This is a genomic window from Convivina intestini (assembly GCF_003096575.1).
GTDB lineage: Bacteria > Bacillota > Bacilli > Lactobacillales > Lactobacillaceae > Convivina > Convivina intestini.
Map to the genome: position 1 here is coordinate 22,172 of NZ_QEKT01000010.1, position 25,265 is coordinate 47,436.

Consider the following 25,265-nt stretch of genomic DNA (forward strand, 5'->3'; position numbering starts at 1 on the left):
AGGCCTTTTTGCTGTCTTAGAAGGCATCTACAATGGCGGAAACCCCAAAGAAGAATAGGTAAAAGACAACCATGTAAACCAATACTGTTGCTGCCATAACCGGACTAAACAAGAGGATAATCCCTAATGCCAAGCTAATTGCCGCAATAATAATTGAAAAAGTCCCCATGATGGCGCTGATATGCAAGCCAATCCGACTCATATACAACTGGGCAATTGAATCAACGATAAACCAAATAGCAAACAAAATTCCAATGGTGCTGACCCCGACGCCGACATGAAAGATAAAGATGAAACCAACTAACACATCAATCAACACTTTAAAGAGCCAATAATTATTATTAACTAAACCATCTTTTTTAAATTGACGGGCTTGAATGGTTGTATGCACAGCACCAACCCAAGCCATAATGCCAAATAGAAAAGAAAATGAAACCAAAAAACTAATTGGGTGATTAAAAATAGAAATCGCCAAAATAATGAACAAAATGCCCATTAGCATTTCCAACCAATTAATTTTATTTTTTGTATTATTACCCATATTACTGTTCCTTCCCATATTTATAAACTGTCCAATGAAGTAAATTATAATATTTTCTCTTTGAACATTCAAATAAAAGCCCCACAAAACCTAGTTACAAAACACTTTGAAAACTGCATGATTTTTTATGAAAGCACTTTCATGTTCCTAACAAGGAATATCGTGCTATACTCACCTTGTGGTTAAGTTCCTGTATAGGAACGATAATCTACATTTGCTTTTAGTGTTTGTCTATGGATTGAAAGAGAGGAATTGTTATGGACAAGTCAATTTTATTTCGTCGGCAACTTAGCATGGGCTTTTGTATCATACGTACATATCACTGAGACTACTGTATGATAAAATATAGTAACTATAATAAATGCTAGTTAACAATATTCACCAGCATCAGCATTAAAGCTAAACAATATAATCATAGTTAATATATATTATGTTTTATCAAAATAGGAGTGGTTAGATGAATAATCAAGAAAAACTGATTTCCGTATTTGAACATACTCTATTGAATAACGGGGAGGATACTGTATTTTATTCCCCAACATCAGTCGCTAAATATAGAACTACGCTAAATATAAAAAATGCTTCAATCATGCGAGAAGTTTCATATACTCTTCAACATCTAGAATACATGTGTTTTGAATTCGAATGTGTCAATCATCATATTATAGTCAATCAAATGCAAATTAAAAATTTTATTATTTCGGCTGCTTCCATCATAGAAGGGATGCTGACCGATTACGTTTACCGCAATGGTTTTACAAAAAAAGGTTCTCCATGGAAAATACTTGGTAAAGAATTTCATTCACAAAAGAATAACATTCTTAATTTTGTGAATGAATTTAACGATAAAGAAACAAGAATAACATCTACGTTAGAAATTAAGGTAGATGAGAATGAAAGAGAAAATTTAGATGTAAGTTTACAAGAATTAATTGAATTAATAACTAATAGTAGTAAAAAAAACTACTACATACATGGATTAGGAATACCAACAGAGGATTTACAATTTCTCAGAAATCTACGAAACATGGTTCATCTCACCATGGAAGAATCTAGTTATAAAGAAATGACTTTTCCAAATTTAAAAAAAGTAAGAAATATTCTTTATAATTTTTTAAAAAACAAAAACTTTATGACTGAAAATTCAGAAAATAGTAATATATATGAATATTTAATTGATAGTAGTCAGATAAACATCCCTAATTCGTACGAATAATAGGTTTACTCCTATACTACACTCCGAAATCCTTTATTTTTAGGAAATTCCCCCTGATAATAATGATGTGAATCCCAGAATTGAGACAAGAATTCTGATACTTTTTATTATGCCACCAAAAGCTTGAGCTGGCCATTGTGGATCTGTATCATGAGAACCGTTCTACTAACTCACTAGCCAAAGAGTAACATCCTAGTTGTCCAAACGGTTACAGACTGGATTAAAAAAACTAAGTTGTTGGTCAATTACACGTGCTGAATTTACTAACATGCAACAAGAACTAGCCCTTTTACAAGAAAAAACGAGATTTTAAAATTAGTAATCGTTTTACTGGGCGAATACCACAAGTAAAGCGTAAAATCTATTTCCCTCTAATCCAGAAGCCATTAACACATTAGTTTAAATTAGTTCGAGTCTTAAAAAAACTCAAAATACCCACCAGTACTTATTTTGAGTAGATTCATTATCAGCCAAGTAGACCTCAACAAGAAGACCAGCAATTAACCCAAACGTGGCGTAAGATTTGACAGCAGATTTATAAAACTTACGGGGCACCCTGCCCACGAAAGACCTTGCTTACCTTGAACTGATATTGTAATGTTCATCGGATTAATCATTTCATGCACCAAGCTAATATCTGTTCGCTGATAACGTATCACTGGAAGAAAACAACTACAAAGGTGGACTATCCTCAACGACCTAATTTGATCAAACAATTCCACAGACAAACGCTTGGAGTATGGATATTACCTATCTGCAACTAACCAGTGCTCAATGTGCCTATTTGGCGTCCATACTAGATTTACAAAGACATAAGATTTTGTCACCAAGCAAGATAGATACACGCCTAGTGTGAGTGCCCTCCAAACGAACTTTAAACGGGGCAACTCGACCAACGTATTTACACACTGATATGGGAACTAAATTCACTAGTTTGGCCTTTGAAACGCTGTTAAACAGGTGATAACTTGCTCAAAATTAGGCTATCCCTGTGACAATACAAAGAATGAAAGCTTTCATTCTTTGTTAAAACGTGAGTTTGTTTATCAATTTCGTTTTCCTTAATTGGCAAACCTCACCTTATTCGGGGCGTCGACCAGTACCTACAGTAGTTTAATACAGAACGAATCATATCACCCACAGTAAGGACTTATTTGCTTAAGGAATGAGCCCTATGAATAAATTATGCCTTAGTATTAGCATGGGATTATAAATTAGAAAATCAGGAAATTAAATACGCAACTTAATGTGTAGCCAGTACTCTAATTTATATTTACTTTGTATTAGTCCTTGTTCGACTTGCTTCTTTTATAATTGTATATAATAATTATGTCTATATCGAATTAGGGAGTTATCTATGTTTTTTTTCTGCATGTTTGCCATCATTACAATTGTTGCGATTATCAAAACATTTTTTGGTTCGTATATTAAAATAATTTTAAATAATTTACCAAAAATATTTTCTCGTATTACGTATGTTACTATTATCATTATTTTTTCCATTGGTTTAAGTTTTATATTTGCATATTTTGTTAAATATTTCGGCACACTTCCTGATGGGTTTTCTATTAAAAATCTAATGACTCCTAGCATATTATTACCTACCACTATTGGATGCACCACTATATTTTTAAGTTATATATCTTTTAAAAAAAGTTTATTAAATTCTAATATCTCTGAATTTAATAATCTATTTAATACTTTAATACAAAAGTCTGAAAATTTAGATGCAGTTATTTTCAAAATTCCACATAAATCCAAAGGAATAATTAATATCGCTGGAACATTGCTCGACCGAAGCCTATTGTTAATTTCCAGTCCTAAACACCCCTATACTATACAAAATAAAACAACTTTTTTTAATAATCCCAAAAACGATTACATTGAAGATGATAATTTTTTGAACCAACTAACTGAAATTTTAATCTTTATAGATAATACATTCGAAGATAAGAATTATAGTTATAATAAAAATCGTTGTATAAGACAAATTAAAAATAATCTTTCCCATACAACAATGATGTATATTTACTTATATATAACCTATTCTGATAAATGGATAAAATTAGCCAAACTCATTAAAAAGATGGATTTATTTGGCTTCGATTGTTCCAAATTACCAAAAGAATCAGATACATTTTATAGTGAAAATGAATATGGTCTTGTCATTCGAAATTTTTTTACAAAAAAAGCATTGACTTAAGGAACTTTAATGACTCTGAAAATTTAATTTCTCAATTAAAAAAATAGGAAAACTATGCAAATTAAACTTAAATAAGTGATTATTTTTAATTATAATGTGCCTATAATTTTTATTATAAAAAAGATTATATTGAATACTATTATATAATTCTTTTATCTTAATTAATTTTGAATTAGTTGGCATAACTTGAGAATAGTATTCAATCAAACTATGGATTGTTAACAGTGCTATACAAAGCATACATAATGATCGCTCATTGTCATCTCTTATTGTTTGTAGCTCTTCCTCATGAGAATTACGCAGTTGATATTCATCATAGAATTTTTTAATTTGTTTATCTACTGCTATAATCCCCATTCTATAATCAAGTATCGTTAACGTTTTACCAATATTAATTAAGACAGACCTAGCTCTCACTAATTCATCTTTACCAATTGATATTTTTTTATTGACAACAATTCCAGTAACAACTTGTCTATTCCAATAACTCATAACTCTTGTTTTAGAGCCCTTAATTGTTAAATGGTTTTGTTCTAATAAATTATTTAAATAATCACAGAATTGTAAACGTTTACCGTTTTTTGGTTTTTCACTAAAAATAGAATTATTGTACAAAACACTATAATTATTGGTTGAAAGAGCAACATCATCAGCATATCTAGAATAATAAATCCCTAATTTTTTACACTCTTTATGGAAAGCTTTATCAAATTCATAAGTCGCTAAATTGGATAAATATGGAGATGTTGGCGCTCCCTGGGGAAGCCCAACTTTAAAATGAGTAGTAATACTTGTTAATAAAGTACACACAAAATCCGAGAATTTAAAATAACCCTTAAAAATCCCCCTAATTCTGTTTGGTCTAATCGTGGTAAAAAAATTTTCGAAATCAAACGTTATAACCAATTTTTTATTTGTATGATGACTAGCATGGACTACGTGACTGGGAATTCCTTTAGTGTGTCTATTTTTCAAATCCAATTTATTAACGTAAAATTTATTGTGGCTACCTATTTTAATTGATTTAAATGCTGGACTAATATAATCATAATTCGATGACCATTTGGACTTCCTTATAGACAACCTTTGGTATTTTTTCAGAACACCAAGAAGCGCTTTTTGTAAATGCTTAAGCTCTTCAATCGGTATTGCTAGTTCTCGATTACCCCCTGCCTTTTTTGAAATCATTTTAGTGGTATAAAAATCACCCATATTTTGTGTTTCATTAATTCGCTGAAGGAAATCCTTAGAAAGCGTCCTTGTTAAATATTGATATTCACTAAAGGATTTTATATATTCAATAAATTCTTGATAAGTAGATATATTAGTAAAATCTTTTTTCAATTTAATTTCCCATAACTATGTACGTGGTATATACTCCAACCAACAGGTGAACGTTAAACAATTGTTGGCTAAGATGGGCTGAACAATAGTAAAGATAATAAACGTGTAATGCAAAGGAACCGCATTACATTAAGGTTGGCATCGGATGTTTATGATACACATCTCTTTCCACCAACTAAGGAGACTGAAAAGACAATCCCCATCTATATACCACATACCTGATTTTAACATATTCTTTATTGAAAGAATTAATCAATTTTAATACAACAGTATTTGAAATGAATTCCTAAATAAAAATATTACATCCAGGCTTTTAACATCCCTGCACGACGTTTTTGATTCACTCCTAGGACATATGTTCTATCTCGTCATGAACCTCACAATTCTGAACTAAATAATTATCCACAACTAATTAGCCTAATCCTTTTAAAATGCGTGACATCACTTTTTCTAACTGTTCCAAAAGAAACGACCTTGAAACTACTATTTCTCAATTTTTCCCAAACTAAACTAGTAGGAACACATCATCACACCGAATTTTATGGGCCACGGAAATTTATATTTATATACCAATTATAGTATCCTTGTGGTCAGCCGTAGTTCCTTTAAAGCTTACAGGTAAGTTTTATACTAATTTAAAGCATCATAAAGTGAGTAACCATATGTCATTAGTAAAAGTACAATTTTCAACCGATATGAAGGGCAAAAAAACTTTTTATGTTAGCACTCCGAACAGACGCTTACTTAATGCTATTAAGAGTAAAAATTATATAGCACTTAATTCAGCTGAAGCAGGATTAGCCTATTTGGAGGAATAAAGTGTAGAATTATCAAAAGAGGGCTTTATTAAATACAGTTCAAGAGGAGAAAATGTTATGCAGAAAATCAAGAATTATTATCCCCATGTTGGGATAACGCTAACTGTCTTTATGCTCATATATTTCGTCTCCATCATTTTAAATGATTTACAGGTTATCCTTTTACCGCATTGGTTAAGAGATAATTTCCTCTTTGGATTGATTTTTTACACACTGGCTATATCTAGCTTAAATAAGAAAAAATAACAATGGATTGTATTAGAAAAAAGTATGCCCAGGCATACTTTTTTTCTATTTATTTTCGGTATTTCCCAACTTCTGTACCGTCATTGAAAGATGTTTTTTATCATGGAATGGCTTGGCTTCTTTTACATCTACCTTCTTTTTACTGGTTAATAGACTATCTAGGGCTGATAAGTCCCCCTTAACCAGGGTATTAACCGCACTTCCTGGCACAATTCGCGCGATTTTAACGTAACTACCCTTGTGATAAACCATGACATAGGGGTCTTTGACACTCGGATTGAGACCAGTAGTCAGCGTCAGCTTTGACCATTGACTCCCCATCTCATTATCGGTAAACCAGGCCGTCCAATAGCCGTGTTTGCTATTATTGGGACTAATTACCTTGTCACTTGGCAACTTAGTGTAGGCCGTTGTATAGCTTAAAAACGGGTTAAACCGGTCGATGTCCGACACACCATTTATGTAACCAACCGTTAGCACCCCCACCCAAAGCGCTAGGGTAGCAACGATACTACCCAAAATGAGGGCTATTTTTTTATAGCGCCCTTTATTAATTAGATCCTGATCAACCTTTTCAGCAATCGTTTTTTCCGGTTTCATTGTGATTTCTTCTCCAAATACTAATTTTTCGAAAGAAACGCCAAAAAGTTGGCTTAACTCACGCAAAATATCAAGATTCGGATAATTTTTACCGGTCTCCCAGGTGGAAACAGTTTGCCGACTCACGTGCATCTTATCCGCCAATCCCTGTTGGGTTAGACCCTGCTCAGTCCGTAATTGCTTGATATCTTCCTTAAAGCTCATATCTTTCTCCCTCATTAAAACTGGATTCCTCTCCTAATGGTAGCAAGAAAGATTAGCATTTTAAAAGCAAGTAATACTAGCAGAGGGGAAATATGTACAAAAAAGCTAGTTTTACAGAAAATTTTATCATCAGGAATTGATAACCTCTTTTTAAGACGCATGGCATCTAAACGTATCCAGGTGTTACAATAACCACACGAATGATTCAAAAAGGATAGCACCCTTTTCGAAGTCCGTCGCCGGCTAGCGATGGACTTTTTTAATACCAAAAAAAGTTCCGACCACGGTCGGAACTTCCTAAAAAATCAAACAAAATTTAACACAGTTGCCACCGTATTATTCAACATATGCAAAGCAATCGAGACTTCGATACGATCCGTTTTAACGTAGGCGTAAGCAAAGGACATTCCCATCACCGCATAGATGGCAAAACTGATGGCATTAGAACTTTGGTGCATGGCCGAGAAGACTAAACCGCTAATCACAATGGCATAGATGGGATTCACATTCGGTAGCAATCCCTTAATTAATAAACCACGAAACAACAATTCCTCACAAATTGGCGCAAAAATAATCACCGATATGACCATTAACACTAACGAAGCTGAATTGCTGTCCATAATAGCTTGAATCGCTTGATCATTTTGGGTTTCAGTCTGGTGATAAAGCCACTGGTTAAGATATGATAAACCACGATCCAATGCCATTGCCACCAGATAGCAGGTCACAATTAAGATATAATCATTTTTTGCTAAATTATGAAGGGGCTTTTTATATAATTTTTGATAATAAAAGTAGCTCAATAAAATAACAACGGTCTAAGCTACAATATAGGCAATTCCCCACAAGATGGTTTGGACCAAATTAACATTGAACTCACTGAGTATTCCCAAGGGAACATCGGCAAATTCCATTGCCACTAGTAACAAAAATAAAATTCCCGCTCGCCCCAAGTAGCTTTTAAAACCGATTTTCACTGCATCTGGTTTAAAAAAATTCATCAAATTCCTCCGTTCATTTCACTGTATGCTTTATAAATATAATCTTATAGAAAACACTAAAATAGCAAATGAATTACGGTAAATTTAATTATTTTTAAACTCTTAGAAGGCTTTGTTACCAATTATTACGCCAATAATGGGGGCAAAGATACTATCAGTTGCATACCAAACTGAATCAATCACTAGCCACAATCTTCTTCAAAATCCGAATCAACTCTAATTGATCCTGATCATCTAAATTCTTAGTCAAGATACCATCATAGGATTTGAATTTTTTCAGCATACTGTTGCATAAATCTTCGCCCTTAGCGGTCAGATAGATTTCTTTAGCTCGGACATTATCAGCCGGCACTTTGCGCTCAATTAGCTCCTGTTTTTCTAAATTAACCAAAATATTAGAAATCGTCGGATTGCGGCGGTGTAACAATCGAGCCAAATCACTTTGAATAATCCCTGGTGTTTGGTGCACAATCCGCAAAACATGGGCCTGTGGCATGGTAATCGGCATATCTTTCACAAGCTGATGACGATAGTAATAGCTGACTTGGTGCATTAATTCTTGAATTTCTTGACTATTAGACATATTTACCTCGAAAATTTGTTGACAGTTAGGTATCTAACTATTATACTACCCGTATGTTTAGATATCTAACTATTAGCAATGTAACTATTTGCACTTTTATTCTACTATAATTTGAGGTAAATTTTATGAATACAGCAACAAAAACACCTAAAACCCGCGAAAAATTTAATTTCAAACGGTTTGTCAACTTGGTTCAGCAAACCAAACCGAAGTACTGGCAATTATGGCTAGGCTTAGGATTAAGTTTACTGTCTACCGCCGCCCAATTATTGGTGCCTAAAACGGCTCAATCGATGGTTAATAATTTTGTCAAAGGGATCGACCCCGTGCTCATCACGGCCCTGTTAATTTTATTCCTAGGTAGTGCCCTAATTAGTGCCTTATCGGGGGTCCTTTTGGGATCCTTTGGTGAAAATGTGGTCGCTAATTTACGTAAACTACTCTGGCATCGTATTTTACGCTTTCCGGTCAGCTACTTTGATGATGTCAAAACCGGTACAATGACTTCCCGTTTAGTCAATGATTCCGATCAGATTAAAAATCTATTGGCCGTATCATTTCCTAGTTCGATTTCATCCATCTTCCAATTACTAGGGGCCTTAGTCATTATGCTTTTGATGGACTGGAAAATGACGATTGTGATGTTTATCGCCGTACCAGTTGTTACCTTAGTCATGCGCCCCATCATGGGTCGAGCCCGCAAAGTCGGCCATCAGCGCCAAGATGAATTGGCTAATTTTTCAGGTAAAGCCGAAGAGACCCTTAATGAAATTCGCTTGGTAAAGTCTTCGGATGCCGAAGATTATGAAGCCCAAAGTGGTAACAAGATGGTCGATAAACTCTACCAAATCGGCCTTAAAGAAGCTCTTTATGATTCCGTGGCCTTTCCCTTGATGCAAATGGTCATGATGGGATTGTTTGTCGGAGTTCTTGCTTATAGTGCCCATCGAATTGCCGTAGGTACAATGACAGTCGGCACCATGTTTGCCTTCCTAATGTATCTTTTCCAAATCATCGGTCCTTTGAACTCCTTGGCACGTTTCTTAACTGATTTATCAAAGGCCAATGGCGCAACCGACCGAGTGCAAGACCTGATGGAAGAAAGGCAGGAAGACTTCGTGACTGGTCATGACCAAGCCGTTGATGATCAGGCCCTTGAAATGGTAGATGTCAAGTTTTCTTATGATTCCGACCAATTGATTTTAAAGGGGATTAACATGGTCGCCAAACCCAATACCACGGTCGCCTTTGTGGGCCCTTCCGGTAGTGGTAAATCAACCATCTTTAGTCTGCTAGAACGTTACTATCAGCCAGATTCCGGTTCAATTAAAATTGGCGACACCAATATTACCGATATTAATTTAGCTGATTGGCGTAAGCAAATTGGCTTTGTTTCCCAAGATTCAGCCATCATGGCCGGAACCATTCGCCACAACCTAACCTATGGCCTAGACGGTGACTTTTCAGACGAAGAACTTTGGCAGGTCTTACAATTAGCCTATGCCGATGGTTTCGTGCATGAAATGTCCAACGGCCTTGATACTCAGGTTGGCGAACGCGGGGTGAAGGTTTCTGGTGGACAACGTCAACGTTTAGCGATTGCTCGTGCCTTTCTCCGTGATCCACAAATTTTGATGCTGGATGAAGCCACTGCCAGCCTAGATTCTGAATCAGAAGCCATGGTTCAAAAGGCTTTGGCGCAATTGATGAAGGGTCGGACAACCTTGATTATTGCCCATCGACTCAGCACGATTGTCGATGCCGATGATATTTATTTCATTGATCATGGTGAAGTGAGTGGCCACGGTTCCCACCAAGAACTGCTCAATACCTTGCCACTGTATCAAGAATACGTCCAAATTCAATTTAAACAGTAAAAAAACAAGCTTTCCGGCGTGATGGTTGGGAAGCTTGTTTTAATTTTAGAACAATGACAGCAAGGTAGATAGACCATTGTTGCACATGTGCAATACAATTGGTACCTCAATTTTGTTTGTTTTATTAAAGATATAACCCAGGGTCATACCAAAGGCCGCATAGACAGCAAATTCTAAAATATTGGAAGTACTATGTAACGCACCGAAGGTAATCCCACTGATGATAATGGCATAGATTGGCTTTAAATTGGTACAAATACCTTTCATTAAAAAACCACGAAAAATTAGTTCCTCCGCAATTGGTATAAAAAAGACGGCTAGAATGTTTATAACAATGGCGCTCGCCTGATTAGTATCCATCATCTGCATTATCTGTTCCTGATTAAGACTAGTTTCATGGCCAAATAGATGTTGATTTAAGTAGAGCAAAAGGCAACTGAGTGGGTAAAACACTAAGCAACATTTTAAAATTAATAGCCAATCGGACTTAGTAACTCGATGGCTAGCTTGGGTATAAACTTTGTGGTAAAAATAATAAATCAGGGCAATCACAGCTGTAAAACTGACAAAACTCAATAAACCTAGTAGGATGGCTGGCTCCAAGCTATTTCCCACGTGTTCTAAAAAAGAAACTGGTAAAAAAGCCAGTTGTTCAACAATAATTAAAAAGATAAAAGTAGCTATGGCAGTGAAATACCAATTAAAACCCAATTTGGGGGCATTCGGTTTAAAAAACATGATTAAATAATCTCCCTACAAAAATTTATCCTAGTGCAGTGTAATAATAGCTTCAATCAAAGTGGCTACTAATAAAAATATATTAACTCATGTATGGTAATAATAACTAATATTTCAACAAGGCACAAAATATAAATTCATGACCTTAATAAACCATCATGACAACTTTCTCCGATAACGCTTAATTCCAACAATCGGAAAGTTTGCTGTTTATACTAAATTTACAACCAAAGGGCATCCCCCTTGATAAATAAAAAAAAGCTCCGGTTGCGGCCGGGGCTTTTCAAGGAGGCACTGAGCGCTCTCTTATATTCCTAATTGGCAAAGTTTTTGCAATAGTTAATATTGCGATTGCTGAAGCCATAAAAGACTACTACGCTAATAAGCGTAAATAGTTGGAGAGGTCTTTTTGTTTTTCGCATCATTTGTCCAAATTTCAAGGTTCATATCACTTTAACTTTTGGGATATACGTCACAATTACGGTAACTATTTACACCATCCCTCATTACTGTTTTTGATAGCGTTTAATGCCCACAAAGAGCATGGCATTAACCATCACCAAACCCAAAAGAGTTTCGGAATCATGGTCTTGCTTACCAGTTGGTGGTAGGTTCGGTGGGGTTGTCGAAGTTGAGGTTGAAGTGCTAGTAGACGTCGAGGTGCTAATCGAAGTCGACTGACTAGGTGGCGTGGATTCACTAGTTGACGTCGAACTACTTGGTGGCGTGGATTCACTCGTTGAGGTCGAAGTACTTGGTGGGGTGGACTCACTAGTTGAAGTTGAAGTACTTGGTGGGGTGGACTCACTAGTTGAAGTTGAAGTACTTGGTGGGGTAGATTCGCTCGTTGAAGTCGAAGTACTTGGTGGTGTGGATTCACTCGTTGAAGTCGAAGTACTTGGTGGGGTGGATTCACTCGTTGAAGTCGAAGTACTTGGTGGTGTGGAGCCACTTTGAGAAGTCGAACCTGAACCCGATCCGGAGCCATAAGGACTGTACGGACTATAAGGATTATAAGACGTACTTGAATCACCCGAATGGTCTTCACTGTCTAAGCGACCAGCAGCATTATAATAACTGGTCGTACCATTACGGTACAAGTAAGCATCTTTCAATTGAACCCCATTTGGTAGGAAGAAATATCGGAAACCATCAATTATTTGGTCGCCATAAACCATATAACCATTTTGATCAAAGTAGTACCAGTTATCGCCATCTTGAATGAAACTATTTTTAGCTTGGTAGCCACTAGTTGAGAAGTAAATCGTTTTACCATTTACCTGACTAAAGCCGGTGTTAGCTGTTTCTCCTAAGATTTGTTTAGGTAGGAAATGTCCATTTTGATCCACCATGAAATACTGCTGGGTAGCAGCATCCTTTAATACATAAAAGGCACCACGTCCTTGAATATTCGTACCATTAAAATACTTGGCTGACCATTCCGTAATTTTTTCATCCGGATTCATTGGCTGGCCGGTAGAAATCTGTTTGGTAGTAAATAAAGTTGGATACTGAGCCTTTAATTGGTCTAAGAAAGCACCACCAAATTCCTTTTGGTACTGACCGCCCCCAATTGTATTAGCTACATAAAGGGTATTATTAATGACTGCATCTTTAATTGGGTGACCAAACGCATCCACACGCTGAGCAGTAACCACTTGCTTACCCAGCAAATTATAAAGTTGGTCAGGCACCCAGTCATTAATCGCTGAAATGCCTTCTTGGTGTAAAGCCTTCAAAGCGTCAACTAACTGCCCGGCCGTACCATATTTAGTTGGACCATCATAACCAATATCATAACGATCTGTAAAAGCATAGCCATTTTGGATAATGGCATCTAAGAAACTACTGTCCGTGCTGGAACGATATTGAGGGGCTAATTCAAAACTAGTAATTCCCCAAGCTTTAAACAACGAGGCATTTTGAGCAATTTTAATGTTTGTATATTCATCGGTGGTCGTAGGTAGCGCTTGAAAATTAGAAAAGCCTTCAAAAATCAATTGTGAATCTAACGCTGCATTCGAATGAAAAGTTGCGCCGTCTTGATGGGGAGTAAGGCTACCAGCAGTACGCGCATCTTGGCTTTCTTTTGCGCCCACTGGTACCCAAACAGCTAGATAACCAGATACCTGGGGATTCCGGACACCATAGATAGTCTGTTTATCAAAGGTCAAAACGCCGTGACTATCGGTCCAAACCACCGGTGCTTGGTCAGTAGTATAGCTTTCCAAGCCATTAGTGGTGGTTAATAACACAGCTCGGTAGGCCTGGTTCTGATGGGCCAAGCCCATATTTAAGGTTACTCGGTCGTTATCGGCCAATTGCAAATTAGGATTATTACTAATTATAACTCCCATTCCCTGGGTTCGAGTTTCAACCGTACCAATTGAATCGTGCGTATCGGCACCTTTACCATAGCGAACGGACGTTAAAATCTCTTTACTACTATCAGCTGCCATTGCATCGGTCCCATGGACCGTTTGCACAGCCATATTTTGGCCACCAGCAACGTATTTAACCCGACTCTGGAGTAAATTGGTTAGCGCATCGTAGTAAATCGTTTTATGGGCCATGTACTGGCCATCGTCACTGAATAAATCACCGTAATAAATCCGCGGTACCGTATCCTTATTGGTTAATAACAAGGCATAGGCAGCTGGTAAGTTGTACAAATTATACTGTTTATCGGTTTTAAGCTGATCGGCATTGTAAATTTCAAAGGCCTTTTGAATATCTTCTACAGACATATTCAAACCATCAGCATTGGGGTTAACCTTTTCGCGGACAATTTGAGCGATAACTTCTTGCACCAATGAATCATGGGCCCGAATAAAATTATAATTCGGTTGCTCAACATTCTCCTGATACTTATCACCGCTACGATTAACCAACCCACTAGAAATATAATTAGACAACTTTTCGCGATGTCCTTCTGAGTTAGTCAAAACACTCCGCGAAGCTAAGTTACTAAGAAAGTCCATAGTGAGCTGATTATTACCATGGGCTTTAATATAGGCTGGGTCCTGGAAACCCCAATCTTCTAAGATTGATAAATGTTTATTAGCGTTAGCATCATTTAAATCAGTCCCATAGGCCAACTTAAAGTATTGACTGGCAATATCTAACAAATCCGAATCGACATTATCCACAGCATCGACACGATAACCATCAAAATTACCGGCCGGATCGTTAGCGACAATTGAGCCGATATTCATCATGTAATAGAGCCAATTCAATTGTTCAGCTTGAACAGCTGGATTTGAATTGTCAATATCATTAGCTAACAGTAATTCAAAGCCACCCTGATTAGGATGGGATCCATCTTGGTTAGTGGTGTTGCGATTTAACAAACGATAAGGTGAGTTAGCCGCTGGCGTTAATTCATTATTAACATATAACAGTGAACCCCCCTGGAGGGTATTCCCATTAAATTGTTCACTACCAATGTTCCACCCGGATTGGCTCTTCACAAAATCAGAAAAATCCTGACGCAACCAATCAGTCTGGCCATCTTTAGCACTGATTTGCTTTTCAATATTGGCCTGCACGATATCAGATAGTTGCGTTAAGTAACTCTGGTTAGGGTTAGTAACATCAACGTTATCTGGTAACCAGCCTTTAGTTTTGGCATAGGCCAAGTAGGCGATTTGTGTCCCCTTATCAGGCCACCAGGTCATCAGTAGCGGCCGAAAATCAGTCGTAGTTGAAGGAGTCCAAGTCGTCCCATCTTTTAAAATATCTTTGGGACGGTACCAGCTATCGGCCGTCATAAAGCCATCAATCGTGTTAAAACTACTATTTTGTAAAGTCGCAGCAGCATTATGCGCATTAGAAATATCAGTTAGGCCATCCGTATATTGATTGCGAAGGGCCTGCAACTGCCCCGTATCTTTACTAAAATATAGCGTCTGGTTGTTAATAATAGCGGTAAAATTCTTTTGAATATTACCCTGATCATCAACAAAATAGAACTTACCTTGATCAAATTTTAAGTGCTTGTCTTGGGCTAAGATGGCCTGCACAACTTGATCATTAGTCAGTCCGCTGTTCACCAGATTTTCCAAATTGAAAATACTGATGTTGTTGGCCAAAGATAAACTCGTTGACTGACTGTTAACCGTGCTATAGGCAATCGAAGTCGCTTGACTGAGATCTTGACTTCGACTTTCCTGTTGACTAAGCGAGGTACTGTCAGCTAAGGAACTGGCCTGACTCAAATCCTGAGACAAAACCGTACTGCGCGTAATCACCGCCACACTTTGACTAACGGCCGTACTTTGAGCCATGGACTGAGCCTGAATGACATCATTATCAACCATGGCTGCTGCACTAGTACTTTGTAGAGAACTAGTACTCTGAACCAGTGAACTAGCTTGGTGTAAATCACCATCAGTACTGGTGCTGCCAGTTGCGCTAACATCCCCAGCACTCTCATTTACTGGCATCGTCGCCGTGCTTTGACTAGCAGCTGTAGCGGTTGCTACGGCCAACACCGGTAATTCACTTTCATCCAAAAGGGAGCTGCTGGTTTGGACACTACCAGCATTCAGAGTTGAATCAGTACTTGATAATGTCCAACTATTTGAGCCAACAGCTTGACTAACTGCCGCCTTACTATGACTAGCTGAACTGAGGCTGCTAGTACTTTGACTAGTAACCCGACTGGTACTTGGTGACAGCGAACCACCATCAGACAGCGATGTCGGCTGGAGGGCCATCGATTCAGCCAGTGGTAAAGCGGTCATTTCACCGGATTGCAACTGCTGGTATGGGCTGGTTGAATCGGCACTGTTTTTAGTTTGAATATTATCGGCAGCCGCTGAAATTGAGCTTCCCACTCCCAAAGTAAAGACACTAATTCCAGAAGCAATCCAAAATTTTCCCGATTTATACATTTTAAAATATGATTTAGTTGGGTTCTGACTTGGTATCTTATTCCTATTCATACGGTCTATATCTCCGAACATTACCTGTACAATCTCACAACTTCATTATATAAGAAAGTTTTATAAAATTCATAATAAAGGAAATTTTGAACAAGAAAAAAGACCCTGACTATCCAGCCAGAATCTGCTTAATAAAAATATATTGATTATAACGACCGTCGACGACGATAACGGTTCAAACTAACAAAGAGTAAGGCATTAACTGCGACAAATCCCAATGCTGCATCTAAATTGACACCATTTTTACTAGTTGGTGGCAACCCTGGGGTAGTTGAAGTTAAAGTACTCTGTGAATTGGAACCACTGGTTGACGTTGAATTACTTGTAGAAGTTGAGCTACTTTGTGAATTCGAATCACTAGTGGACGTTGAGCTACTAGTCGATGTGGACGTACTCTGCGAATGAGAATCACTGGTAGAAGTTGAGCCACTAGTTGATGTAGACGTACTCTGTGAACCAGATCCACTGTCAGAGGTTGAATTACTGGTTGAAGTAGACTGACTATCAGATTTGGAACCACTATTGGAAGTTGATTCGCTGGTCGAACTAGACTCACTCGTTGATTTTGATTCGCTACCCGAATCACTAGTAGATGTCGAAGTTGATTCACTCGGTGGAATTGGCAAAGGCGTTGGAATTCCTGGAATTGGGGTTACACAAGATAGCCCCGCATTGTTGGTACCAGGTTTTTGATGAATTCCCGGTTGAATTGGTACATAGCCACTACCATCATCAATCAAGGCGCCTTGCGGCAAGGCGTAGGTATCCACAACACTGGTTGTATCGCCATCAATTTTAATCAAGAAGTTCGGGGCAAAGGTCGCCCGGACATCATTTTTATTCAAATTGAATCGCTCATGGACATAATTTAATACCACAAAAGTATCGTTGTTATCATCCCCATTATTTAAAATCAAATAAGAATAAGTATAGTTCAAATCCGGTTGGCCTAGATTTTGTTCCAGTACCGAACCATTCCCGTTTAATGGTTTGTAAGGTCCATCAAAACTATCCGCAACAAATCCTAGCAAGTGAACATTTCCAGGATCAGCATCTGATGAAGCAAAACGACCATCTCGGGTTACCCCAAACAGGTACCACTTACCCTTGTGTTCAAACAAGTTGGCTCGCTCAATTTCATCGGTGACAGCATTAGCGCCCAACAGGGGTTTATTAATATTTTTTACGTTAAAGTCGTTATCTAATTCAACCAAACCCAAGACATTATTATTGTCTTGAACCATGTGGGACCAATAGTTACTCTTGGCAATGTCTTCTTGAACTAATTTATTTTGTTCATAAGTCCCACCGTAATAGGCCATATTGTACAAATTATTCAGTCCCTGAGCACCACTATCAGTCCCAGTATTGGATTCAAAAACCAGGTAATACTTACCATCATGCTCGACAAAATGCGGATCACGCATGGCAAACTCATTATTTCCCTTATCAATACCAACCCCATCCTTTAGGAATTGATCATAGGTTTCATAAATTTTACTATCACCGGAAAAAATAACTTTCCGATCGCTGGTAGCAGCATGGTCAATGACCAAACCATTTTCAGTCGTTAACACCTTTAAATTAGCAGTTGCCAAGGCTTGGTTTGGATAAGTATCAGTGACACCTGGAACGGCATCCATTCGAACAGTTGTGTACAGCAGACGCATATCATCGGATTGGGGATCGATTAAAGCAGCGGAACCGGACCAATTTTGACTACTTTGATGAATAAAGCTTTGATCGGCTGTGGTCCCTTCGGTATAGTTTTCAAAGACCTTACCAGCTAACTTCCAAGAATCGGCCCCTTGATTTTGCGTCCCATTCTTTTGATAAAAGAGGTAAATATCAGTATCAACAAAGGAATCGGGTTCGCCACAAAGAGCAAACATCACGCGGTAACCATGATAATCGGCCACGGTTCCATCTGGATTAGTCAAAGGCCAGCTGTCCCAAGTATCCATATTCCCAATACTAGCAATATTTTTAACTTGGTCACTATTTAGAAAAGGCACTTGCTGGGATTGCGGATGGTTAGCAATCACGCTATCCATATTTTGCCGAGTAAAGTGTGAGTAACCATAGTCATCATAAAAGTTAAGCGGCTGACTGCTGACACTACTTTGATCAATATACCCATTCAAATTATCCACAGATACTGGAATACGATTATTAATGATGTTCTTTTGTTCTACTGTGGCCGGTACATTATGATCATTTACAATGTCAATGATGTCACTACCTTGGACATCAGCGAAAATTGGTGCGCCTTTTGTCAAATAACCCACAGTTTTTTCTAGTTTATCTTGAGCAGTAGCTGTTGACAATCCGGAACCGGTTTCATTAATAGCCTGACTAATTGACGTACTTTCAGCCAAAGAACTCGCCTGGCTTAAATCTTGCATCAAAAGAGCATGGGCAATACTTTGACTGGCAGCCGTACTGTTGGCTAATGAGGTCGCCTGACGCAAATCTTGATCAGCCAAAGCTTGACTGGCACTTTGGCTCAATGCAGTGCTATGGGCAATCGAAGTCGCTACCTGTAAATCTTGATTCACTGTCTCAGTACTGGCACTTTGAACTGCGTTGGTACTATGGGCCAGTGAAGTAGCTTGGTGTAAATCAGTGTCAGTACTTGTACTATCAACTGCAGGCACCTCCACCTTGGCCAAACTAACGCTATCTTGCGTTTTAACCGCTTCGCTTTGATCAGCAGCGGTACTAGTTGTAGCCAAGAAAGTTGCCGGCGTATTACTTTCATCCAAGAAAGAACTGCTCGTTTGCGTACTAATCACGTTTTGCGTTGAATCAGTACTCTCAGAAATCAAACTATTTTGCTCGGATAAGGGTTGCTGGGAAGTACTGGTAAGTTGCGGATTAACCCGACTTTGACTGGTAATGGCAATCGCACTAACCGATGTGGTATTTGAGACTGGCACTGCATTACTCGTAGATGCCGGCTGTTGTAAAGTTGCCGCTGATGTTAGCGCAATTGACGTACTTTGTGGTAGGCCATCTTTTTGCTGGTAAGTGGTCGTGGTATCCGGTTCTTTCAGCGTTTCAACGTTATCAGCCGCCGCGACCGAACTACCAAGTCCTAAGGTAAAAACACTAATACCGGACACTAACCAAAACTTTCCAGACTTATACATTTTAAAATGCAAACGAGCCGGACTATGGTTTAATGTGTTATTTCTATTCATACGTTCTATTCTCCCAATATTAGCTTTACAATCTCGATATTCATTATATAGGAAAGTTAAGTGAAATACATAATAAAAGGAAACTAGCATAAATAAAAAAACTCCAACAGGAATAATAAGGTTGCCATTCCCGTTGGCGTAGTACACATAATACTATTATTTTTAATTTTAGTTTTCGATAAGGGGAGGAGTAGGGCACCTAGGAAGATACTTCGGAAAATATATTCTTCAGGAATGGCCGCAATTAAGCCAAACCTCTTCTTCCATCTTTTTAAGGATTCTTATTGTATTATAATGGAGAAAAGCACCATTCTTGTTGAAATGCTCAATTAAGGAGAAGGTTTATGATAGTTATTGGCATTTTATTATTGTTATACGGTATCGCCGTGTTTTTCTATACCCGTTCCACCTATTTTGATGAATATGTTAAAAACGATACAACCGGGCAACCACCTTCATTTAAAAAGGCCTATATAAAGAACTTTCTTGATATCGCCTGGGTTTTGACATTATAATGGCCGATCATATCCTAGGAGACCAACTAATTTATGTTTAACAATGTTGTACAAATTGTAATCGCATTCCTAGCAGGCTGTGGGTTTTTTGCTAGCTGCTACCTTCAAACCAGCGCCAAAGTCAGTAAACCGAAGCAAAAGCTATATGGTGATTTGGGTTTTGTGTTTCTTGGTTTACTATTTTTAGGAATCGGTATCTTTAAAACCGCCCTCCTGCCGGGACTCATCACTTTCTGTGGTGCCTTTTCCTTATTGTGGGATTTACGAAAAATGTAGTATCAATTTTACTAGTTGAAGCGAGCTCCGTTATCTACGGGACTCGTTTTTAATTCTCTAATTTTCTAATCAACCAGTCATAGTACCAAACACCAATCAAACCAATCATGGTGCCCAATAAAATTGCTAAAATTCGAGTGACGATGAGGTCATTTCCTAAATCAGGGCGCACAATTTTAAATAAAATCAGGGCAATCGGTGTCGTAAAAAAAATTACCAACTAGATAGCTTTTTGGCATAAATAGACAAATTAAGGCCATAAATAACAAAGCGAGCAGGGCCAAAAGAAAGATGGCATCAACCCAGCTATAAATAACAAACGCCAGCACTGTCCCAATCAAACCAGCGCCAATATATTCCAACTGGCGCTTTTTTGCTGTCATCACATTTTCAGACTGCAAAATGGTCAGGGCAGAAACTAGGAGCCAATAATAGTTATTTAAATGCAAATGATAGCCAATAAAATAGGCCATAAAGGCAAACAAACCAATAATTAGTGCCCGTAAATTGGTTGGTAAATCCGTATTGGTGAATTTAATTTCAGGCCACGACAAAGAGTAGTGCTCATACTGCCCGTTTTCAATTAAAGCCAGTAAAGTGGCAAATAATGCACCAAATATGGCATAAACAGCCAACAAACAGACGGTATTTAGGGGCATGCTATGCAAACTAGCCAACATCCCATTAATCATCAGCAAGAAAAAAACACCCGGGCCAATAAAACGATTGGCACTCATGATCAATTGTAAAAAGAAGGCTAAGCCGGCAATCCAAAGCATGCTGACCCATTCAACCCGTGAAGCTAACGCACTGAGTGGAAAACTGATCCAAGCACATAAATTAACCACCAGTAATTGATTCAGCGTATTATCTCGATTAACCGGTACATAGTACATAAACAATAAGGCCCCAAAACAGCCCATTACACCCAGCCAATTGTTATGCAGCATTGTCCCGACCAACAACGGGGCAAGTAGGGTGCATAGGCCATAAAAAGCATGTAGGTAATTGCGCTTAGTAAATTGAAACATAACAGCTCCTTTAGACAAATTTTTCCATCCTAACATAATCTGATTGTGTTCGTCAAAAAATATACATCGTTAGATCATGAATTTAGTTGCACAAACTAATTTGAGTTTTATTAAAAAAGTATTAACCAATAAATCCCTAAGTTTCCTTCTCTATTCCTATTTAGGAACAAATATTTTAGCCCATCTTTACTTTTCTTAAGAAAAACATAACTCTGTAAAGAAAATACTAAGAGGAAAAGTTAGTCATACCAAGGATTAATATAATTAAAAAACAAATTAATTGGTATTGTTGCTTTTTAGACCAATTAATCTTAAAAAAGTTAATACAAAATTAATTCATTTAAGGATACTTTGTTGTACTTTTAATTAAATTCCCATTCTGATTAAATGCTGTTATATTAGGCATGTTTAATAAAAAATGAAAATTATTTGGTTAATTTCATTAATAGTATTATGGGAGTTATCAGGGTATGAAAAATGTAAATAATCATTATTTAGTTAAAGAATCTTTTAAAATGTATAAGTCAGGAAAGTTTTGGTTAGTTTCTGGAATGGGCTTATTAACAATCGGTTTAGATAAGAATGCTTCAGCTGATAATACTGGGCCGAGTTCGGTTTCTCAATCAGTGCAGGGAAATAACGCCTCACCGGCTAATCAGCAGGCCATGTACTTAAATCCCAGCACAACTAGCACGGCTAACTCAGCTCCAACTAATGTCATTAATAACAATAATCAGCAACAAGGCTCTACGAATATTAATGTTATTCAGCAAGGATCCAATAACATTATCAATAACAACAACTACGTAATTAATATCTATATTGATTCCATGTGTTGTTCGATATCGGGCTCCAACAGCACTTCGGCTTCAAGTTCACAATCGCAATCAACCAGTGCTTCAATCTCGACGTCTGAGTCCAAATCGGCTTCTTTGAATCCAAGTCCAAATCCAAATCCAAATCCAACACCGACATCTGATAGCACTAGCACCTCTAGCTCCAAATCTGCCAGTGACTCAATCTCAACATCGAGTTCACAGTCAACAAGTAAATCGAATTCTGGGTCAAGCTCCGATTCGAACACACCTAGCACTTCAACTTCGACCTCTGAATCAACGTCGAAAGCCGATTCAACACATTCGACTAGCGAGTCCACATCAACTAGTGATTCAACGTCTAAGTCTCCTAGTCAATCCACTAGTATCTCAACTTCGACATCAGATAGTCAGTCCACCAGTGAATCGACTTCCAAGTCGAATTCAACTAGCGATTCAACCTCGAAGACACCTAGTCAATCAACTAGTATCTCAACTTCGACATCAGATAGTCAATCGACCAGTGAATCAACATCCAAGTCGAATTCAACTAGCGGTTCAACCTCGAAGACACCTAGTCAATCAACTAGCACTTCAACGTCGACATCGGATAGTCAGTCGACTAGTCAATCAACGTCAAAGTCCGATTCTTCTAAATCTGAATCGACCTCAGCGTCCACATCTGGCAGTAAATCTACCAGTGACTCAATTTCAACATCTACCTCTGAATCAGCGAGCGCCTCAAACTCAGCCTCTGATTCTAAGTCAACCAGTGATTCTCACTCGGCTTCACGCTCAAAATCAGCCAGTGAGTCAACGTCAATTTCAACTTCAACGTCGGCTAGTCAATCAAACAGTGCTTCCGGCTCGACGTCAGCTAGTCAGTCAAACTCGACTTCACAATCAACATCGGCAAGTCAATCAACTTCGACGTCAACTTCTAAATCAGCCAGTGAGTCAGCTTCAGCCTCAACATCGAGTTCGGTTTCAACCTCAGAATCAACTCCTGGATCTACATCTACTAGTAAATCGGCCAGTGAATCATCCTCAACTTCGAGTTCACAATCAACTAGTCAATCAACGTCGTCATCAAGTTCAACGTCAGCTAGTCAATCAGCTTCGACTTCAAGTTCTAAGTCAGCTAGTGAGTCAACATCAACCTCTGATTCCAAATCTGCTAGTGAATCAACATCGGCCAGCAAGTCAACTTCAGCTAGTAAGTCGGCCTCGGCTTCAAGTTCTGATTCAGCAAGTCAATCGACTTCTAAGTCCGACTCTAAGTCGGCCAGTGAATCAACCTCAGCTTCAACCTCTAAGTCCATAAGTGATTCTGGTTCGACCTCGAATTCACAATCTAGCAGTTCGTCGACTTCAACCTCACAGTCAACATCGACTAGTTCCTCGACATCGAATTCTACTTCAAAATCAATTAGCGAATCGATTTCTGGTTCAACTTCACAATCAGATAGTATTTCAACTTCAACTTCAACCTCAGAGTCTAAGGCAAAAAGTGAATCAAGTTCCGCCTCTGAGTCAACTTCAACTAGCCAGTCTAAGTCAGCTTCAGAATCAACTTCGGCCTCGAATTCGACATCAAATTCTGACTCAGACTCAAAGAGCGCATCAGAATCAGTTTCTAAGTCTAAATCAAGCAGTCAATCAGAATCAGATTCGGCCTCTAAGTCAGCGAGTGAATCAACTTCTACTTCTGATTCAACCTCAAAGAGCTCATCAGACTCGGCTTCTAAATCCCAATCAAGCAGTCAATCGGAATCAGAGTCGGCTTCCAAGTCTGCTAGTGAATCAACTTCGACCTCTGACTCAGCCTCACAAAGCTCGTCGAACTCAGCGTCTAAGTCCAAGTCCACTAGTCAGTCAGAATCAGATTCAGAATCGACTTCATCTAGCAAATCGGCTTCTAAGTCAACTTCAGAATCAGCTAGTGCATCGAATTCGGCTTCCGCATCCACTTCGACTTCCAACTCCAATTCAACACCAGGAGATAAATCAGGAAGTGAGTCAGCAAGTACGTCAACATCCACTTCAACATCAATATCAACTAGTGGATCTGGTTTAGGGGCTAAATTAGTCAGACAAATTCTGCAATTGTGTAGTCAGCAGTGGCCAGATAAGAACATCGAAATTGAAGCCCAACAGCCGGTCGTTGGCTTTTATGAAAAATTCAATTTTATTCCTGAAGGAGAACCTTTTATTTTTGAAGGCACTCCTCATGTCACTATGATTTGGCAAAATAAGACAAATGACCATTTACATGGTCAGCCAACGAATCGTTCAAATTCTAACTAAAAATGTCCCACCAATTAAACTGGTGGGACATTTTTTAACGTTCAGAAGCTGATTGATTTTGACTAATGATGATAATCAAAATCATAATAATAAATATCAAGGCAATTGGCACAACTAGCGCATAAACACTCATAAGTTTAATAAATAGACCGGTTAAGGTCGCTCCACCAACGAAGCCGCCAATAATTACTAGGGTATCTAGAAAAGCATGTCGTGCCGCTTTTTGCTTAAAAATCAGCCAATCAATCCCGGATTCTGATATTTTTCGTAGATTCCCAGTCATCATAATCGGGGTAAAGGGCTTACCTTTCAGCATTTTGAATTCCTGTAACTCACTAGCCGCCGCCATTGAAATCAGAGCAGTCGACAAAATTCCCAAGTGTTGCTGATAGACATAAAATGAAGCAACTAACAAAGCCGTCTGATAAACAAGTATACCAATTTTCCGAAAATTGGCATTCGTATGGCTATCATTAAATTTATGTTGAATATATCGAACCAATATAGCTCCTAGGGCAAAGGATACAATCGAAAAAATATATTGCTGCATTGCCACTAGATTACCGTGGCTAATTTCTATTCCTAATAAAATGAGATTTCCTGTCTGCAAACCCGCAAAAACACCACCATGAATTAGAAATGAATAAGCATCAATCGATCCCGCTAACATGGTTAACAAGGCGCCCATAAAAAGGGAGTCATTGTTTTTAATGATCATATTTTGATTCCTCCATCCAATCATTAGACATAATTTATCTATAACTAGTTTAGGCTGCAGATAGCTATAGATACCAAGACTAA

General features: G+C 38.0%; 18 protein-coding genes. 6 read left to right on the forward strand and 12 right to left on the reverse strand.

Annotated features, from left to right (window positions below; all coding sequences use genetic code 11):
- Nucleotides 1-16 precede the first annotated feature (16 nt).
- Complete coding sequence (locus C7384_RS07110) at nt 17-541, reverse strand: HdeD family acid-resistance protein (RefSeq protein ID WP_165806803.1); 525 nt, start codon at nt 539-541, stop codon at nt 17-19.
- Nucleotides 542-998: 457 nt separating this feature from the next.
- On the opposite strand from C7384_RS07110, the gene C7384_RS07115 reads away from it, so the two are divergent.
- Entirely contained in the window at nt 999-1,757 is a 759-nt protein-coding gene (locus C7384_RS07115; RefSeq protein WP_089940365.1) for a hypothetical protein, read from the forward strand.
- Nucleotides 1,758-3,129: 1,372 nt separating this feature from the next.
- Nucleotides 3,130-3,960 (forward strand): hypothetical protein, encoded by an 831-nt coding sequence (locus tag C7384_RS07120; RefSeq protein ID WP_133240788.1) that lies wholly within the window; start codon nt 3,130-3,132, stop codon nt 3,958-3,960.
- Between the two features lie 6 nt (nt 3,961-3,966).
- On the opposite strand, the gene C7384_RS07125 is transcribed toward C7384_RS07120, so the two are convergent.
- The 5 genes from C7384_RS07125 to C7384_RS07150 all read right to left on the reverse strand — a co-directional run bounded on the left by C7384_RS07125 (nt 3,967) and on the right by C7384_RS07150 (nt 8,756).
- Nucleotides 3,967-5,304: a reverse transcriptase family protein gene (locus C7384_RS07125; RefSeq protein ID WP_089940359.1), complete on the reverse strand. Its 1,338-nt coding sequence runs from the start codon at nt 5,302-5,304 to the stop codon at nt 3,967-3,969.
- Nucleotides 5,305-6,413: 1,109 nt separating this feature from the next.
- Nucleotides 6,414-7,172 (reverse strand): helix-turn-helix domain-containing protein, encoded by a 759-nt coding sequence (locus tag C7384_RS07135; protein ID WP_089940354.1) that lies wholly within the window; start codon nt 7,170-7,172, stop codon nt 6,414-6,416.
- 305 nt (nt 7,173-7,477) lie between these two features.
- Nucleotides 7,478-7,879, reverse strand: coding sequence for a CPBP family intramembrane glutamic endopeptidase (locus C7384_RS07140; RefSeq protein ID WP_116585387.1), 402 nt, complete (start codon nt 7,877-7,879; stop codon nt 7,478-7,480).
- A gap of 111 nt (nt 7,880-7,990) precedes the next feature.
- Nucleotides 7,991-8,173, reverse strand: coding sequence for a hypothetical protein (locus C7384_RS07145; RefSeq protein ID WP_089940349.1), 183 nt, complete (start codon nt 8,171-8,173; stop codon nt 7,991-7,993).
- Nucleotides 8,174-8,348: 175 nt separating this feature from the next.
- On the reverse strand, nt 8,349-8,756 hold the full coding sequence (locus tag C7384_RS07150) for a MarR family winged helix-turn-helix transcriptional regulator (RefSeq protein ID WP_089940346.1): 408 nt from the start codon (nt 8,754-8,756) through the stop codon (nt 8,349-8,351).
- A 125-nt stretch (nt 8,757-8,881) separates the two neighbouring features.
- On the opposite strand from C7384_RS07150, the gene C7384_RS07155 reads away from it, so the two are divergent.
- A complete protein-coding gene (locus tag C7384_RS07155; protein WP_089940343.1) occupies nt 8,882-10,633 on the forward strand; it encodes an ABC transporter ATP-binding protein in 1,752 nt (583 codons plus the stop codon).
- A gap of 45 nt (nt 10,634-10,678) precedes the next feature.
- On the opposite strand, the gene C7384_RS07160 is transcribed toward C7384_RS07155, so the two are convergent.
- The 3 genes from C7384_RS07160 to C7384_RS07170 form a co-directional block, all read right to left on the reverse strand.
- A complete protein-coding gene (locus tag C7384_RS07160) occupies nt 10,679-11,371 on the reverse strand; it encodes a CPBP family intramembrane glutamic endopeptidase (RefSeq protein ID WP_089940340.1) in 693 nt (230 codons plus the stop codon).
- A 506-nt stretch (nt 11,372-11,877) separates the two neighbouring features.
- On the reverse strand, nt 11,878-16,338 hold the full coding sequence (locus C7384_RS07165) for a glycoside hydrolase family 70 protein (RefSeq protein WP_116585388.1): 4,461 nt from the start codon (nt 16,336-16,338) through the stop codon (nt 11,878-11,880).
- Between the two features lie 125 nt (nt 16,339-16,463).
- Nucleotides 16,464-19,520, reverse strand: coding sequence for a glycoside hydrolase family 68 protein (locus C7384_RS07170; protein ID WP_165806805.1), 3,057 nt, complete (start codon nt 19,518-19,520; stop codon nt 16,464-16,466).
- A gap of 344 nt (nt 19,521-19,864) precedes the next feature.
- Between C7384_RS07170 and C7384_RS08180 the strand changes: the two genes are divergently transcribed.
- Both C7384_RS08180 and C7384_RS07175 read left to right on the forward strand, forming a co-directional pair.
- Nucleotides 19,865-20,035 (forward strand): hypothetical protein, encoded by a 171-nt coding sequence (locus C7384_RS08180; RefSeq protein WP_165806806.1) that lies wholly within the window; start codon nt 19,865-19,867, stop codon nt 20,033-20,035.
- A gap of 33 nt (nt 20,036-20,068) precedes the next feature.
- Nucleotides 20,069-20,311 (forward strand): hypothetical protein, encoded by a 243-nt coding sequence (locus C7384_RS07175; protein WP_089939976.1) that lies wholly within the window; start codon nt 20,069-20,071, stop codon nt 20,309-20,311.
- A gap of 49 nt (nt 20,312-20,360) precedes the next feature.
- On the opposite strand, the gene C7384_RS08290 is transcribed toward C7384_RS07175, so the two are convergent.
- Both C7384_RS08290 and C7384_RS07180 read right to left on the reverse strand, forming a co-directional pair.
- A complete protein-coding gene (locus C7384_RS08290; protein WP_243400734.1) occupies nt 20,361-20,531 on the reverse strand; it encodes a hypothetical protein in 171 nt (56 codons plus the stop codon).
- Nucleotides 20,488-21,342 (reverse strand): FUSC family protein, encoded by an 855-nt coding sequence (locus C7384_RS07180; RefSeq protein ID WP_243400735.1) that lies wholly within the window; start codon nt 21,340-21,342, stop codon nt 20,488-20,490. Before C7384_RS07180 ends, C7384_RS08290 begins: the two co-directional genes overlap by 44 nt.
- Before the next feature lie 470 nt (nt 21,343-21,812).
- Between C7384_RS07180 and C7384_RS07185 the strand changes: the two genes are divergently transcribed.
- A complete protein-coding gene (locus C7384_RS07185) occupies nt 21,813-24,464 on the forward strand; it encodes a GNAT family N-acetyltransferase (RefSeq protein ID WP_089940020.1) in 2,652 nt (883 codons plus the stop codon).
- A gap of 34 nt (nt 24,465-24,498) precedes the next feature.
- On the opposite strand, the gene C7384_RS07190 is transcribed toward C7384_RS07185, so the two are convergent.
- Nucleotides 24,499-25,182: a YoaK family protein gene (locus tag C7384_RS07190; protein WP_165806807.1), complete on the reverse strand. Its 684-nt coding sequence runs from the start codon at nt 25,180-25,182 to the stop codon at nt 24,499-24,501.
- Between the last annotated feature and the right edge of the window lie 83 nt (nt 25,183-25,265).